The sequence below is a fragment of the Pseudidiomarina halophila genome, assembly GCF_003987215.1.
GTDB classification, from domain to species: Bacteria; Pseudomonadota; Gammaproteobacteria; order Enterobacterales; family Alteromonadaceae; genus Pseudidiomarina; species Pseudidiomarina halophila.
Genome location: NZ_PIPW01000002.1, coordinates 157470 through 173271, shown reverse-complemented (window position 1 = coordinate 173271; position 15802 = coordinate 157470). Strand labels below are relative to the sequence as shown.

At 53.4% G+C, this 15802-nt stretch carries 16 protein-coding genes; 11 read left to right on the top strand and 5 right to left on the bottom strand.

Annotation, left to right across the window (positions count from 1 at the left end):
- The 9 genes from CWI69_RS06840 to CWI69_RS06800 are packed head-to-tail and all read left to right on the top strand — an operon-like array spanning window position 1 to window position 8692.
- A complete protein-coding gene (locus tag CWI69_RS06840; protein ID WP_126763187.1) occupies window positions 1-414 on the top strand; it encodes an acyl-CoA thioesterase in 414 nt (137 codons plus the stop codon).
- Complete coding sequence (locus tag CWI69_RS06835) at window positions 411-965, top strand: LolA family protein (protein WP_126763185.1); 555 nt, start codon at window positions 411-413, stop codon at window positions 963-965. The genes CWI69_RS06840 and CWI69_RS06835 overlap by 4 nt, the downstream gene beginning before the upstream one ends.
- A 1-nt stretch (window position 966) precedes the next feature.
- Window positions 967-3252: an MMPL family transporter gene (locus tag CWI69_RS06830; RefSeq protein ID WP_126763183.1), complete on the top strand. Its 2286-nt coding sequence runs from the start codon at window positions 967-969 to the stop codon at window positions 3250-3252.
- A 4-nt stretch (window positions 3253-3256) separates the two neighbouring features.
- Window positions 3257-4507 carry an NAD(P)/FAD-dependent oxidoreductase gene (locus CWI69_RS06825; protein ID WP_126763181.1) on the top strand — a complete coding sequence of 417 codons (1251 nt, stop codon included), beginning with the start codon at window positions 3257-3259 and terminating at the stop codon, window positions 4505-4507.
- The gene (locus CWI69_RS06820) at window positions 4489-5073 is read left to right on the top strand and encodes a DUF3261 domain-containing protein (RefSeq protein ID WP_126763179.1); all 585 of its coding nucleotides are present in this window, start codon (window positions 4489-4491) and stop codon (window positions 5071-5073) included. The genes CWI69_RS06825 and CWI69_RS06820 overlap by 19 nt, the downstream gene beginning before the upstream one ends.
- A complete protein-coding gene (locus CWI69_RS06815) occupies window positions 5060-6277 on the top strand; it encodes a beta-ketoacyl-ACP synthase (RefSeq protein ID WP_126763177.1) in 1218 nt (405 codons plus the stop codon). The genes CWI69_RS06820 and CWI69_RS06815 overlap by 14 nt, the downstream gene beginning before the upstream one ends.
- A 6-nt stretch (window positions 6278-6283) precedes the next feature.
- Window positions 6284-6736, top strand: a complete 453-nt coding sequence (locus tag CWI69_RS06810) for a hotdog family protein (RefSeq protein WP_126763175.1) — start codon at window positions 6284-6286, stop codon at window positions 6734-6736.
- Complete coding sequence (locus CWI69_RS06805; protein ID WP_126763174.1) at window positions 6729-7457, top strand: 3-ketoacyl-ACP reductase FabG2; 729 nt, start codon at window positions 6729-6731, stop codon at window positions 7455-7457. Before CWI69_RS06810 ends, CWI69_RS06805 begins: the two co-directional genes overlap by 8 nt.
- A complete protein-coding gene (locus CWI69_RS06800; protein WP_126763172.1) occupies window positions 7457-8692 on the top strand; it encodes a beta-ketoacyl-ACP synthase in 1236 nt (411 codons plus the stop codon). The genes CWI69_RS06805 and CWI69_RS06800 overlap by 1 nt, the downstream gene beginning before the upstream one ends.
- Before the next feature lie 6 nt (window positions 8693-8698).
- Here the strand turns inward: CWI69_RS06800 and CWI69_RS06795 are convergent, their stop codons facing one another.
- The 4 genes from CWI69_RS06795 to CWI69_RS06780 form a co-directional block, all read right to left on the bottom strand.
- A complete protein-coding gene (locus tag CWI69_RS06795) occupies window positions 8699-9331 on the bottom strand; it encodes a 4'-phosphopantetheinyl transferase family protein (protein ID WP_126763170.1) in 633 nt (210 codons plus the stop codon).
- On the bottom strand, window positions 9328-10680 hold the full coding sequence (locus CWI69_RS06790; protein WP_241971077.1) for a M23 family metallopeptidase: 1353 nt from the start codon (window positions 10678-10680) through the stop codon (window positions 9328-9330). Before CWI69_RS06790 ends, CWI69_RS06795 begins: the two co-directional genes overlap by 4 nt.
- 76 nt (window positions 10681-10756) lie before the next feature.
- Window positions 10757-11242 (bottom strand): protein disulfide oxidoreductase, encoded by a 486-nt coding sequence (locus CWI69_RS06785; RefSeq protein WP_126763168.1) that lies wholly within the window; start codon window positions 11240-11242, stop codon window positions 10757-10759.
- Complete coding sequence (locus tag CWI69_RS06780; RefSeq protein WP_157984249.1) at window positions 11243-11974, bottom strand: SGNH/GDSL hydrolase family protein; 732 nt, start codon at window positions 11972-11974, stop codon at window positions 11243-11245.
- A 76-nt stretch (window positions 11975-12050) separates the two neighbouring features.
- Here CWI69_RS06780 and CWI69_RS06775 point away from each other — a divergent pair, with 76 nt between their 5' ends.
- Both CWI69_RS06775 and CWI69_RS06770 read left to right on the top strand, forming a co-directional pair.
- On the top strand, window positions 12051-12494 hold the full coding sequence (locus tag CWI69_RS06775) for a YaiI/YqxD family protein (RefSeq protein WP_126763882.1): 444 nt from the start codon (window positions 12051-12053) through the stop codon (window positions 12492-12494).
- Between the two features lie 36 nt (window positions 12495-12530).
- On the top strand, window positions 12531-13166 hold the full coding sequence (locus CWI69_RS06770; RefSeq protein WP_126763166.1) for a DUF3047 domain-containing protein: 636 nt from the start codon (window positions 12531-12533) through the stop codon (window positions 13164-13166).
- A gap of 39 nt (window positions 13167-13205) precedes the next feature.
- Here the strand turns inward: CWI69_RS06770 and CWI69_RS06765 are convergent, their stop codons facing one another.
- Window positions 13206-15635 (bottom strand): S9 family peptidase, encoded by a 2430-nt coding sequence (locus CWI69_RS06765; protein ID WP_126763165.1) that lies wholly within the window; start codon window positions 15633-15635, stop codon window positions 13206-13208.
- Between the last annotated feature and the right edge of the window lie 167 nt (window positions 15636-15802).

The following is a 15802-nucleotide window of genomic DNA, read 5'->3' as shown; positions in this document are numbered from 1 at the left end:
ATGTACCAAACAAAGCTAGTGATTAACGTGCCGTTTTTTGACGTCGACGCCATGCATGTCGTGTGGCACGGTCATTATATAAAGTATTTGGAAATGGCGCGCAGTGAACTGCTGCGCCAGTTTGACTATGATTATCCCGTCATGCAGAAGAACGGCCATATCTGGCCAATCGTCGATCTGCGGCTGAAGTACGTCAAATCCGCGCGTTATGGCCAGAACATTGAAGTGGTCGCGAACTTAGTTGAGTGGGAGCACCGGCTACGCATTGATTATGTCATTCGTTGCTGTGACTCCGCTCAGGTACTCACCAAAGCCACCAGCATTCAGGTTGCGGTGGAAACCGCCAGTCAGGAAATGTTATTCGAATCGCCCGACATTCTGTTTGAGAAGCTCGGCGTGGAGCGCAGCAAATGAAACACTGGTTACTAACAGGTCTGATGTTGGCGGCGATCCTGATGAGCCCTCGCCTTGCTGCGGAAGAAACCAAACTGGAAGCTTTTATTGCCGCCCAGAAACTGGAACTTCCGGCGCAATTCACCTTTACCCAGGAGCGTCATCTGCGTGGCTTACCCCGGCCGTTGAGCAGTGCCGGACGCATTGAGATTTTCGCTGATCAGGTCATCTGGGTTACCGAAGAGCCCTTAGAGCAAAGCTTGATCATTACCCGCGACGGTATCGTTGAGCACCGCGGTTCCGAGCCACAACGCGGCAGCGAAATGATCGCCCAGCTCCTTTTGGCTGTACTACAGGGTGATATCGAGGTTATTCAGGAAAACTTTCTTGACGCGACCACTGCAACTGACTGTATCACTCTGGTGCCACTCAACCGCGCTATCCGCGAATTCATCGAAAGCATTACCAGCTGCGGCTCTCCGCAACTTGAACGCATCGAGCTGCAGGAACAGGCGGGCAACAGCAGCACCATTCGTTTGTCGCCGATAACCGCCGACGCAGGTCAGAACTAACATGTGGAAGCGCTGGCTCAGCTTGATGGTGATTGGCTTCGTTGCGTTGCTTGGTTTGTTCGCTTACCAGGCACAAACCACCAGCTGGCAGAGCAGTCTGCTCGACACCTTGCCAGCCGATGCCAACCCCTATCACCGCGCTTATCAGTCAAGCCAGCAACCGAACGAACAACAGATCCTGCTGTGGCTGCAGGTGCCGGCACAAGATGCTGAGGCGTTACGCGAAGCCGTGGAGTCTGGTTTGCTGGAACTTGCCGCTGGCCAACCGGAAATTACTCCTAACTCGCAATTAGCCCTGGCGCCCATGCTTGATTTTTATCGAAAGTATTCGGGTAGTTTCGCCACACCGGCGGACCGGCAACAGCTGCGGAACGCACCACAGCATTTGATCAACGCAGCACAGCGGAAACTGCAACAACCCGCACCGGTGTTGGTCGATATCACCGCTGATCCCTTGTTGCTGACTCAAACCTATGTCGAGCAATTGCCGGATTTAATGCCGGGCTTTAGCTTTGATGCGCCATTTTACGTGCGTGAAGGTGCCAACTACGAATTACTGGTTGCCTTGACCAGTGGGGCCGATGCTTTGAGCCAGAGCGAGTCCCAGCAGGTGGTACGTAAAATAGAGCAGTTCACCAACGGGTTACAACAATCGTTTGATACGCTGGAGCTGGCTCGCAGTGGCCTGATTTTCCATGCCAGCGCCGCGGCCGATCAGGCCAAAGCTGAAATGACCTGGTTTGGCGGCTTATCGCTGGTCATGGTGGTGCTATTGTTTATCCTGATTTTCCGTTCACTGCAGCATTTGCTATTTACCCTGCTGGTGATAACGGTCGCGGGTCTGGTTGGGTTTAGCGTAGTGATGCTACTGTTTGCTGAACCTCATGTGTTGATGCTGGTGTTCGCCACTACGCTTATCGGCTTGTGTATCGATTACGTTTTTCATGCCAGTATCGCCGCAAGTCATGGCGCCAGCAGTTGGCGGGCGGTGGTACCAGCATTATGGCTGGGCGGACTGACCACCATAGTTGGTTACGCACTGCTTATCTTTTTACCCTTACCGCTATTACAGCAACTGGGGGTATTCATGGCAGCAGCGTTGTTATGCGTGTTAGTGCTGGTGATCTATCTTACCCCGCGCTGGCGCAGCTGGAAGGCGCCTGCCCCCGGCTGGCAACGTCTACACCAACGTATCGCGCAGAGCTACAGCTTTAATCAGTCCGCGCTTACTCCCTGGCTGCTGGTTGTTCTTGCGGTACTACTGGCCACGGCTCTGCTGTATCAGCACCAAAGTAACGACTCGGTGCGGCAACTCGCCAGCTCACCCGCAAGTTTACTCGAACAAGAAAAGCTGCTGCGCGACAAAACTCAGGTCTATTTCGATGCCGATGTCCTGTTAATTAACGGCGACAATGAAGCCCGACTTAATGCTGCGTACGCTGAGATCGCGACCCTTTTACCTCAATGGCAACAGCAGGGCCTCATCAGTCGTTGGCAAAGCCTGTTTGATTACGTGCTGCCGCCGTCACAACAGCAAGCGGTCATCACAGCGCAACACGCCCTGTGGCAACAACCTGAAGGTCAGAGCTACCTGCAATGGCTGGGTATCGATACGCCGCAGCCTGACATAGCCGGCTTAGCCGAACATCCGCTTTACTCGCTGTTTGTTTATCCGATGGCGCAGGAGCAGCCCGCCGCCGATGCGGCAACCGGCTATATTGGCGTGGTTCGCCTTGCCGGTATCACCGACCGCGTTGCCCTGATTAACGAATTGCAGAACTATCCAGCGGTTGAGCTTTATAACCCATTATTGCAAGCATCATCGGCGCTCGGTGAGCACCGGCAACAACTGCGGATCTGGCTGGCGGGCTTACTGCTCATCGCAGCAGCACTGCTAAGCTGGCGTTTGCGACGTAGTGCGCCCTGGCCACAGCGGGCGTTTATCAGCCTACAGGTCATAGCGGTTATCACTATTGCGCTCAGTGCCGCGTTGCTGGTTGCCATGTTCACTCAGGCGCTCAATGTCTTCCATTGGGTCGGCGCCATACTGGTACTGGTGTTAGGTCTCGACTATGGCATCTTCTGTGCCAGTGACGTGCGTCGCGAACATGCCCTGCAAGCGATTAGTTTGTCAGCACTTACTACCGCTATTGCCTTCGGTGCGCTGAGCTTTAGCGCAACTCCGGCGATTGCAGCCTTTGGCAGTGTCGTGTTGGTTGGGGTGCTGGTTAGCGCGCTGATTGCACCCTGTATCAAGCCATCGCAAACCGCCTCCGGGCCAGGATAACAGCATGCCATTTCAGCGCGACTCCTACGACGTCATTATCATTGGCGCCGGCCCAGCTGGTGCTACTGCCGCCGCGCTACTCGCCCAGGCGGGGAAGTCCGTGGTGGTGATCGAGCGGAGCTATTTTCCCCGTTTTTCGATTGGCGAGAGCTTGTTACCTCAGTGCATGACCTACCTCGCCGAAGCCGGGTTGCTTGATGACGTGGTTGCTCAGGCGGAGAAATTCGGCTTCCAGTATAAAAATGGTGCAGCTTTTTATCGAAATGGTGAACACAGCCTTTTCGATTTTCAAAATAAATCTTCCGCGGGTCCCAGTACCACCTATCAGGTTAAACGCGAGCATTTCGACCAGCTGTTAGCCGCGGGCGCCAGTGCTTATGGTGCTGAAGTCCACCATGGTTTTACGGTTACCGCGGTAGATTTTGATGACCCGAACGAGGTTCAGGTCGCCATTGAAAAAGATAATCAACAACAATCTCTGAAGGGGCGATTCCTGCTCGACGCCAGTGGCTTTGGAAGGGTTTTACCGCGCTTGCTGGAATTGGAATACCCGTCGGATTTTCCTGTGCGGCAGGCCGCATTTTGTCACGTAAAAACAACACTGCCAGGCGGCCAGTTCGATCGCAATAAAATTCTGATAACAGTACATCCGACCGAACCCGAGTTGTGGTTTTGGTTAATACCTTTCGCCGATGGCACCGCCAGTCTCGGTGTGGTTGGCGGCACGGAGTACTTTGACGACGATGACACTCCCGGGCAAGCCTTGTGGCGACGGGTCCATGAAGAGCCTCATTTGCTCACCGTACTCGGTGAATACGAAGTGACACGGCCAGAGCAGATGATCACCGGTTATTCTGCCAACGTCAGCAGGCTGCATGGTGACCGCTTCGCGCTACTCGGCAATGCGGGTGAGTTCCTGGACCCGGTATTCTCCTCGGGTGTTACTATCGCCTTAAAGTCCTCCTCCCTTGCGGTACCGCTGGTGCTGCAGCAACTTAATGGCGCAGATGTCGACTGGGAACAGGCCTACACGGTGCCCCTGCGTAAAGGTATCAGCACCTTTCGAAGTTTTGTCAAAGGCTGGTACGATACGCGTTTTCAGGATGTGATTTTTTATCACCAGCAGCAGAACGAGATCAAAGCCATGATATGTTCCATTCTTGCCGGTTATGCCTGGGACAGTGAAAATCCTTATGTGTGCGAAACTGAGCGCCGCTTGCGGGTATTAGTCGAATTATGCCAAACCGAATCTTAAGTCTGGTAGTCGCCGCGTTGCTGCTCAGCGGCTGCCAGACGCTGCCCACATCCACGAACCCGAAAGTACAGCTGACGGAAAATGTGCAGCTTGAATTGCAGTCCTCCTGGAACGGCCCCGCCACCCAGACCCTGCATCAGGTGCTATGGTCACACCCCGAACAGGAGTCCCGGACCTTGCTGGTATCGAGCTTACTGAGCGCCGAGCAGATTGTGATGGTCGGGCTTTCACCGCTGGGTCAGGAGTTATGGCGGGTTGAGCTGGGTAAGCAACAACCCATAACAGTGACCGGCATCGCGCCTTTCGACCAACCTCAGTTAGCGCGCGCTATCGTTGCCGATATGCAGTTGCAACGCTGGCCACTGACCGAGCTGCAGCGCCATTTGCAAGGCGCGAGCATAACCGCGACCGCGAATGGCAGACGGGTGATAAGTGATGATAAACAACTGATCTGGTCCACCCGAACAGAAGCTGACATCACCATTTTACAGCACCATAGTGCGGGTTACTCACTACAGTTACGCACCCTTGAAGAAACAGGAGTCCAACCTGATGCAGCTGATTGACTTAGGTATTCTTTGCGCCCTGGGTGCTGATGCCCCTGAAGTTTGGCAAAATGCTTTGCGTGGCTCACGGGCAGGTATGCAGCCTTGTGCCCTGACGATTAATCAAGGTGAACCGCAAATTGCCGGGCAGGTCAACGATGCTGCATTGCCGCCGTTGCAAGATTTAGTGCCAGCTATGGCCACCCGTAACAACCAGCTAGCGGCAGCGGCGTACGCGCAAATCGCCACCACCGTCGACGCACTTAGACAGCAGTATGGCGCTGAGCGGATCGCGGTGATTATTGGCTCAAGCACATCAGGGATCCGCGAAGGTGAAGCGGCGCTCGCGCATTACCAGGCTCATCAGCAACTACCAGATGATTTTTACTATGGCATGCAGGAAATGTACTCTCCGGCCGAGTTTATCGCTGATCTTGCCGGTGTTTCAGGTCCTGCCTACAGTATTTCCACGGCTTGCTCGTCAAGTGCACGGGCGCTGATGAGTGCGCGCGCCATGCTCCGCGCCGATCTGGCTGACGTCGTCATCGTCGGGGGCGTTGATTCTTTGTGCCGCCTTACACTCAATGGCTTTCATGCGCTGGAGTCGATTTCGGCAAGCTACTGCCGGCCATTTAGTCGCAATCGCGACGGTATCAATATTGGCGAGGGTGCGGCGCTGTTTGTCGCCACCAAAGACTTAACCACTCAGCCGTCAGCGACCAAGGCTCCGGCAGTCACATTAACCGGCGCCGGGCATAGTTCCGATGCCTATCACATGACGGCTCCCGAACCCCGGGGCCGCGGCGCAATTGCCGCCATCACCACCGCTTTAGCCGATGCCGGCATCAGTCCGCAACAGCTTGGTTATATTAATCTGCACGGTACCGGCACGCCGTTGAACGATGCCATGGAAAGTAACGCCATTACTGCAGTCGGTGCCGCGCAGGTTGCGGCCAGCTCGACCAAGGCCTTAACCGGCCACACGCTGGGCGCCGCAGGGGCCATCGAGGCAGGCTTATGTTGGCTCGCTTTACGAAGTGAGAGGGGTGAGTTACCGCTGCACGTGTGGGATAACCAGATTGACCCTGAATTAGCACCGATTTCGCTGTATGATACGCAAAAAACGACAGCAACCACCGCAATCGAACACTGTCTGAGCAACTCTTTTGCCTTTGGCGGGAACAACGTTGCTCTGGTGTTTAGCAAGGCACAAAACGGAGAATAAGACGGCATGGTCGCGCTTGACGATTTGATAAAACACCGGGCACCAATGCGTTTAATTGATACAGTGGTCAGCGCCGATGGCATCAGTGCCCACTGTCAGACGACCTTAACCCGCGATAGTCTGTTTTTCCGCGAGCAACTGAACGGAATTCCGGCCCACGCCGGCATCGAATTTATGGCGCAAACCGTCGCCGCCGTTGCCGGAAGTCGTCACCATGAGAGCAATGAAGCTATTAAGCTTGGTTTTTTGCTTGGCTCACGCAAGTACCGCTGCCAGCGGGACGTGTTTCTTTGCGGTGTGTGTTATGACGTTTTCGCCGAAGAAATCCATGTCGAATCCTCGGGCCTTAGCGTGTTTGACTGTCGTATTGAAGAACAGGGCGAGATCATTGCTGAAGCACGTTTAAATGTTTTCCAGCCGCCCGATGAAGCAGCTTTTATTAAGGAAAATTATGAGTAATCGCGTCTTAGTAACGGGGTCTGGCAAAGGCATTGGTCGCGCCATCGCATTAACACTCGCCGCCGATGGCTTCGATATTGCGGTACATTGTCGCAGTGATAAAGCGTCCGCCGCTGCGGTCGTGGCCGAGATCGAGGCACTTGGCCGCAACGCCAGCTTACTGTGTTTTGATGTCAGCGACCGCGCTGCGGCAGCTACGGTCATTGAAGCGGATATTGAAGCCCATGGACCTTATTATGGCGCGGTATGTAATGCGGGAGTGACCCGTGACGGAGCCTTTCCTGCACTCACTGGCGAAGACTGGGATCAGGTCGTGCACACCAACCTTGATGGATTTTACAACGTCCTGCATCCGCTTATTATGCCGATGATTCGTACCCGCAAAGGCGGTCGTATTGTCACCATAGCTTCGGTTTCCGGCATCGCCGGCAATCGCGGGCAGGTCAATTACAGTGCCTCGAAGGCTGGCGTTATTGGCGCCACCAAAGCACTGGCACTGGAGTTGGCTAAACGCAAAATCACGGTAAATTGCGTGGCACCGGGGCTGATTGAAACTGACATGACCAATGAACTTGAGCATCAGGATCAAATCCTCTCGATGATCCCTATGCAACGCGCCGGTAAACCTGAAGAAGTTGCCGGACTGGTTGGCTATTTATTCCAGGACTCTGCGGCTTACATCACCCGACAAGTGTTCTCAGTAAACGGTGGGCTAGTGTAATGAAACGCGTTGTCGTCACCGGGACAGGTTGTTTAACTGCATTTGGCTCGAGCTGGGATGAATTTAAAGCCCGCTTAGCGGCCGGCCAGAACGCCGTCACCACTATGCCCGAATGGGATCGTTTTGAAGGTTTGAATACGCGCCTGGCAGCACCTATTCAACCTCCGTTTCAGCGCCCTGAGCATTATTCCCGTAAGGACGTCCGCTCGATGAGTACGGTCAGCATCATGGCCACTCGCGCTACGGAACTTGCGCTTGAGCACGCTGGTTTGCTGAACGACCCCAGTATCCGCGACGGCCGCTGCGGGGTTGCGTATGGCTCCTCGACCGGTAGCACGGATGAAATGGTAGTGCTTGGCAACATGCTCGCTAATGGTGATATGTCTGGCGTCAACGCGACTACTTACATCAAAAGTATGGCGCATACCACCGCGGTTAATGTCGGGGTGTTTTTTGGTCTCAAGGGCCGTATGCATACCACCAGCTCAGCCTGTACCTCGTCGTCCCAAGCGCTGGGTTACGCCTTCGAAGCCATAAAGTACGGCAAGCAAAAAGTCATGGTCGCCGGCGGCGCAGAGGCATTATGCGCCTCAGAGGCCGTGGTTTTTGATACCTTGTACGCTACCAGTACTCGCAATGATAGTCCCTCGGCCTCCCCACGGCCCTTTGATCGGGATCGTGATGGCCTGGTCATTGGCGAAGGCGCCGGCACCTTTATTCTGGAAGAGCTGGAGCATGCACAAGAACGTGGTGCCACCATTTTGGCTGAAATAGTTGGCTTTGGCACTAATACTGACGGCGCGCATGTCACTCAGCCGACAGCAGCGACAATGGAAGTTGCCATGCGCCTGGCTCTGAAAGACGCTGAGCTTATTCCCGCAGACATTGGTTACGTTAATGCTCACGGCACCGCCACCGATCGTGGTGATATTGCTGAGAGTCAGGCCACCGCTGCGGTGTTTGGTCCGCGCATGCCGATTAGCTCACTCAAAAGCTATTTAGGTCATACCCTTGGGGCTTGTGGTGCTATCGAAGCCTGGGCCAGCATCAACATGATGAACGACAATTGGTTCGCCGCTACGGTGAACCTGGAAAATAGAGATCCCGAATGTGCCGAGTTGGATTATATTCAGGGACAGCCACGCGAGTTTGCAACAGATTACGTAATGTCCAATAACTTTGCTTTTGGTGGTATTAATACATCGCTTATTTTTAAGCGTTGGCATGACGTTTAAGGCGACTTAGCTCGTTTCAAGAACCAGTCCTGCGTCGGTCTGTAGCACTTCATGAATGTTGCTATGCGCGGTCGGTGTATAGCAACATAGCATGCAATCTGCCTGCTGGCGAAACCTGGCATGCGTCTCATAGGCACCAGAATCTCGCTTGAGAACCTCAAGTAATAAGCCTTGTTCGGTTTTGGTGACCGCCTCGGCAAGGGTCCAGCGCTGGTAAAATTGTGCCAGATCTTCAGTCTCAAGACCGGCCATAAAGCCAGTCTTGAGCAGGCGTACTAACTGCTTACGCGGTTTTAGCCGTTCCACATCGACACCTACAGCCTGATCAGGACTCAACGCTACCATGACAATGTCATGGCTGTGGCTAATCGAGCAATACCAGAGCTGGCCATTAACCTGGAGCTGGGGGGCGCCATTGGGTTGGCGCGTAATTACGCTGGCCGTTGGCGGGAAATTCCAGTAATGCTGCAAAAGCCAGCGCAGCAGCCCACGCGCAGTGAGAAACTGCAACCTTCTTGCCGGCCGGCGATACTGCTCTGCTTGCTGGCGCTCATCTTCGCTGAGCCATGGGGCCAGCGCTACCACTAACTCTTCGAGACCAGTGGCGAACGCGCAAACCGGAGGGGTTACGGACGTCATTTAGCTTCCGCGGTCAGGCCTTCAGCGTAAGTCGAGCTGGCACCACCGGCCAGGTTCGCCAGGCGCATGGTGCGATCGTGCAGACTCGCTACGTGTTCAATGAAATCGGCAAGGTGTTCGCCCTTAAGGCGTTCGCTCGAAAGCTTCTTCAAGTGCAACGGGTTGACGATTTTTCCGTATCGGTAAACTTCGTAATGCAAATGCCGGGCTTGCGATAAACCAGTATTGCCTAAATAACCAATCACTTCGCCCTGTTCGACTTTGCTCCCTGCTTTGATATTTTCTGCGAAGCCCCGTAGATGGGCGTAAAGGGTTTCGTAGCCATCGGCGTGTTGAATAATCACCGCATTACCGTAGGAGCCGTACCAGTCGGCACGCTTAATGGTGCCCTGGCCAGCGGCCATAATCGGCGTGCCTTCCGGAGCTCCAAAGTCGATACCTTTGTGCATGCGGGTGTACCCCAGCACAGGATGTTTGCGCTGTCCGTAATGGGACGAGAGTCGTGCACCGTTAAGCGGAGTTTTCAGCAGGAAACTCTCGGCTAAGCGCCCGTCCTCAAGATAAAAAGATTCATTATAGCGATACAAGCGAAAGTCATCTTCCTCGTTCTGGAAGCGCAGATAGGTCGGTTGCAACGGAGTCTGCAGGTGGGTAAAGAGTTCTTCGTCCTGAGTTACTAATGTACGCTCAAACACAACTTCAAAGCGGTTGCCCTGATACACCTGACGCTGAAAATCGATAAAATGCGACAGTGCCAATAACGCGGCGTTGATCACATCGCCCGGCACATCAGCTTCAGCCGCGTTACCATACAGACTATGATTAATTTGCACCGCATGCTCAGACACTTCAACCCGTGTCGGCACGCGATTCTTACTTACCTGCCATACGCCATTTTCATAGAATGCGTCGATACGCTCAGCGTATTCCCCGGCCAGACTAACTTGTGCCGACTGCGGCTGTTTATTCACTGCAATTGCCGCACCCGCCTGCAATTTATCTAAATTGATAACGCCATCGAGCGCTTCCGCCAACTGGTAAACTTCGCGCGCTTTAAAGCCAAACTTGGCTAGCAGCCCTGTGACTGTCTGCCCACGCTTTAACACTGCATAGGTTACATCCGCCAACGGCGCAGCCAGTTCGGAGTTGCTTAACTCTATGCGGGCAGGCTTGAGCGGCTTCACCGCATCAGCCAACGCAACGCTAACTGCCTTTTTATCACTTTCAATATGCAGTGGCTGCAACTCTAATGGTTGCGGAGGCGTCTGTCCGGCAACTTGCTCCGGTTCGGGATCAGAGCATGCGGCAAGCAACAACGCTAAAACTAACACGTTGATTTTTAAAATCATTAATTTCACTAATGCAGGCTCCTAACGTTTTAATTCAAGGCCATTCTACCGTAATATCCGAGGCAAACTAGCGCTTTTACGTAAAACTAGCCCACAACCAGCGCGCATAAAGACCCAGCGGCGTCGTTGCACCGGCCGTGAAGGAATGGACTTCACCGTTCTTTATTACCGCAAAAGCCGGTGTCACCGGCACGCCCCACTGGTTAGAGATCCTTGCTTCCGGATCGTTCACCACTTTGAACTGATAATCATTGTCTACCAGATAGCGACGAACTTGCGCATCGGTTCCAGAGGTCATCGCCACACTGACGATAGGCACGTAACCTGCAAGCCAGTCGACCCCTGGCGTGATCACATGACATACAGGACACCATGAGCCCCAGAAATAAACGATCACAGGTTCAGCGTAACTTTGCTCCAGCAAATCCACGTGTTCATACTTCAATGTTTGCCAGGTCGTTGCAGGTACTTTACCTGCGGGCAGATCCTGAGCGCGCCAAACATCCATGACCGTTATCACCGTTAACGCGACAACAAAGAAAATCAGTAATTTTTTAATCACTCAGTTCGTCTCCTCAAACCCTACTTTCGCTGCGGTCTGCGCCCACAATGCAGCAGCATGGGCTGAAGGGTGGTAACCATCGGCGGCGATGAATTTACTCTCGTAGGGTACCTCAAAAGCAAGGTAATAGGTGTTGCTCTGCTGCCGGCAGTGTAATTTAAGTAAGTTATTGAGTTGTTTGGCTTGTTCGCCGACCAACCAGCGCAATGGCTGAGGTAACGCCGGAAACTTATGCATCGGCGGCAGCGCCGTATAGAGAATATGTTTTGCTTGCAGTTGGTGGGTCAGATACGCAGTCATTGCTGCCAGATCCGCTTGCCATTTTTTCGGCGCCGTGCGGCGTGTCACATCGTTGACGCCCACCGACACCAGTACCTGATCAAATCTTTTCGCGGTAAGGTCACTCTCGCGCAGTAACTTCAATACCTGAGCACAGGTAAGACTCGATTTCGCTACCAGCTGCCACTCAACCTCTGCATGCTCGCTTAACGCGGCAACCCACTGACCCAGCACCGCTTGTTCCTGCCTGGCACAGCCAACGCCCGCCGCCGCCGAATCGCCCAGTACCAGCACCCGCAGCAGGGGCAGCCCCTTTTCTCCAGCAGGGGCTGCCCCTGCTGTAAAACCGGCGCGCGCGCCTTCAGCCTCGGGCAGACGCGGGGTACGGGCCCTGACGCGCTTACCTTGAAGTAACAACAATGGTGCGAAAATCGCGAAGAAAAGTTTATGCAATCTGGCTATGCTCCTATAGGACGCGTGTTAAGCTTAACATCGCTTACTTGGAATCAAGAACTTAATAGAACCCATGATGAAAATCTACGTCGACGCGGACGCATGTCCGGCAGTAATAAAAGATATTTTGTTTCGCGCAGCAGAGCGCAAACAACTGCAATTGATTTTGATCGCCAACCAGCCCTTGCGCGTACCTGCATCAAAGTTTATTTCTGCACGTACTGTGGCAAGCGGCTTCGATGTTGCCGATGACGAAATCGTGCGTTGTTGTGCAGCCGGCGATTTAGTTATCACCGCCGATATCCCACTGGCGGACGAAGTCATCGCCAAAGGTGGGCAAGCATTAAGTCCCCGCGGGGAGCTGTTTACTAAGGAAAATATACGTAGTCGTCTGAATATTCGGGATTTTATGGACACAATGCGTGCGAGCGGCGTACAAAGCGGTGGCCCACCGCCACTGAATCAACGCGACCGTATGGCGTTCGCCAATCATCTGGACCGAATTCTCGCTCGTGCTTAAGCGCCGGCATCATCGGCAAAATGGCCTGGAGGTTTTATGCTCAAACACTGCACCTTAACCGCTAGCATCATTTTTTGCGCAACAGCGCCGGGAGTTCCTTTCGCGCAGGATCTCAATTTTACGCCAGCAGCTATTGTTGACTGGCCAGTTCGTAAATTCGAAGAGCGATCAACCTACCAGCTGCAAGACGGCGTTCTCGACGCTTCCTGTAAGGCCGGCCAGGCTTCAGCGCTTTATTTAGAAAAGGAAATCGGATTATCTGAACACCCTTATCTGAATTGGCGCTGGCGTCTAATGCAGCCTCCTTTGGCGTTAGACGAGGAGCGGGTAAAAGCTGGTGATGACTATTCGGCGCGTGTTTACGCAGTCGCTGAACGGGGATTATTTGGGCTAAGTTCCAAGGCTATCAATTTTGTCTGGACCTACGATCAACCGATCGGTGCAAGCTGGCCAAACCCCTTTACTGAGCAAGCGATGATGGTAGCCATGCGTAACCAGTCCAGCCCAATCAATGAGTGGGTGACCGAGAAAGTTCATTTACCGGATCATTTTCAACGCCATTACGACTTGCAACTCGAAGCCATTGATGGTCTGGCGCTGATGGTCGATTGCGATAATGCCGGGGGCGAGCGCCGGTTCCAGCTTCAGCGCATCTGGTTTAGTGCTGAATAAAGAAAAGCCCGCGTGATGACGCGGGCTCCTGGTTTTTAACTACTTCTGATCTTTGAGATAAAGATCCAGCCAACGGGTTTGTTCCCACAGCATGTGTAGCACCGATTCCCGGGCCCGATAACCATGCGATTCGTGCGGCAACATGACCAGCCGTGACGTACCACCGAGACCTTTGATAGCCTGATACAGACGCTCAGACTGCATCGGGAAGGTTCCCGAGTTGTTGTCGTTTGCACCATGAATCATTAACAGAGGCTCGTTAATCTTATCAGCATGGAAAAACGGCGACATACCAATGTACAGATCCGTATCATCCCAAACCGTGCGCTCTTCACGCTGAAAGCCAAACGGCGTTAGACTGCGATTGTAAGCGCCGCTGCGGGCAATCCCGGCCTTAAACAAATCGCTATGCGCCAGCATATTGGCAGTCATGAAGGCGCCATAGGAATGGCCGCCGAGTGCCACCCGCTCAGGATCCGTGACACCAAGATCAGTACCGGCTTTGATTGCCGCTTTACCATTCATTACCAATTGCTCAATGAACGAGTCGTTTGGTCGCGCATCGCCTTCACCAACAATTGGCATGGTCGCACTGTCGAGTACCGCATAGCCCTGGGTCGCTAAATACTGCGGCGCCCAATAGCTGATCCGTACAAACTCATAAGGCGAACCGGAAATTTGCGCGGCCGCAGCAGAACTTTTGTACTCACGTGGATACGCCCAAACGATAGTGGGTAAAGGGCCATCTTCCGCCTTATCGTAGCCAGCAGGCAAATACAGCTCCGCTGACATGGCCAAACCGTCTTCCCGCGTATAGGTAATCAGTTCACGGCTGATTCCCATGGTGTGCGGCATTGGGTGTGGCGTTTCGGTCAACGCTGTAAGCTCATTATCATCAAGGTCGCGGACAAAGAAATCAGTCGGATCGTTCACGCCCTCGCGTTGGGTCAGGAAGGTCAGATCATTAGCGTCAATTAAGCCCCGTGGACGTTCGAAATAGGGTGCCTGACTGCGCCATAAACGCTCACTCTCTTTACTGTTGAGGTCAAAGCGATCGATAAACGGACGGTCACCTTCGGCCGAAGCTCCAGTACCTGTTAATAAGATTTTTCCATCATTAAGATACAACAGATCGCGACCATCTTTTTGCACCGTGAACGGCTGTCCGGGATCATTGTAGCGATCTTCCCATGAACGCTCCCAGACTAGCTCAGGCGCGCGCTCGCCGGTGGCATCGACCAGCCAGAGTTTCTCATCGCGGTCGGCCCACCAACGTTCCCAAATCAGCACATGCCTGGCGTCGGCCGCTAACATACGCCCAAAACGTTTACTTAAATCAACCAGCTTTTGCGGTTCTGCGCTAAAGGGGGCTGCTTGCTGAAAGACCTGGTCACGGATATCAGCGTCAACTGCCGGGTCGCCTAAATCTGTAGCCTCGGCCCACACCAATGTGGCGTCTGCATCGTTGCGCCAGCTAACTGACCGCCGCCCTTGCACTACTGCATCAAAAGCAATCGGCAGGTTGTCGGCTAACGGCTGCTCAACCACGGTATAGACATTTTCGCCGGTGGTGGTCCACACCATGGTGGTTTCCGGGAAACGGTAGTAAGGCACAGCATAAGAATACGGCCGCTTGATTTCACTCACCAGCAAATAGCTGTCGTCAGGTGAGGTGCTAACTCCGCTATAGATGGCCTGAGGACCGATTTCTTGTTCATCACCATCGATACCAAAAAAAGCAATCTGACTGGTGAAATAGTAGTCAAATAAAGCTTCATCTTGCTTGTTTGACAATAAATCCTGATAGGTCCGCCCGGGCGCGGTCCGCCCTGCGCTTTCGGTAATTACCGGCCCGCTTGGCACGGTGCGCATAGCAGGTTTCACTAAGTCATCCGCCACCGTGTAGGAATACAAGCCACTGCTGTCATGACGCCATTCTAAGCGCGGTCCCCAAACGGCATTCAATGCGGTAGTGGACCAGAGTTTTGCTTCGGCTTTCGCTACATCAATCAACCATAACTCTACGCTTGCTGGAGTTTGCTGCGCTACCGCTATGTAGTCGCCATTGGGAGACCAGCTCGCACCTAAAGCTTTTAGATCTGTTGGTAATCCTTTAATCTCTAATTTATTGCCATTCGCGACATCAACCAGCTCAAGCGCACTGATATAGCGGGCCTGACTAACGGTATAATTTGCCGGGTTAATGCGGCGTCCGGCAAGTTTCAGTTGCTCCGCAGAAACATCGGTAATATCCGGTAACGCCGGATAGTTTGTGATCAGCAACAAATCACCGTCAGGGCTTAAACTGCCGCCGGGCGATGACGCGGCATCAACGATATCGATAATCTCTTGTGCCGGCTGTTGATAGTCAATCTTGACAGGATTCGCCTGCACTGCGGAGCCGCTGACCAGGGCGGCACCCGCCGCGATTGCGAATGCAACCGTACTGAGCTTTAAACTCTTTATCATGGTTGTTTACCTATATTGTCTCGAGTAGTTAGCTACTTTAATGTTAAGTTAAACGTGGTCTAAACTAACACAGATGCGAGTAATATCAGTTAATTGTTAACCGGTATAGGTCGCACCAGTATGGGGATTCAACGCAAGCTGTCTAGTTTTTTGGGCTTATAATTTGG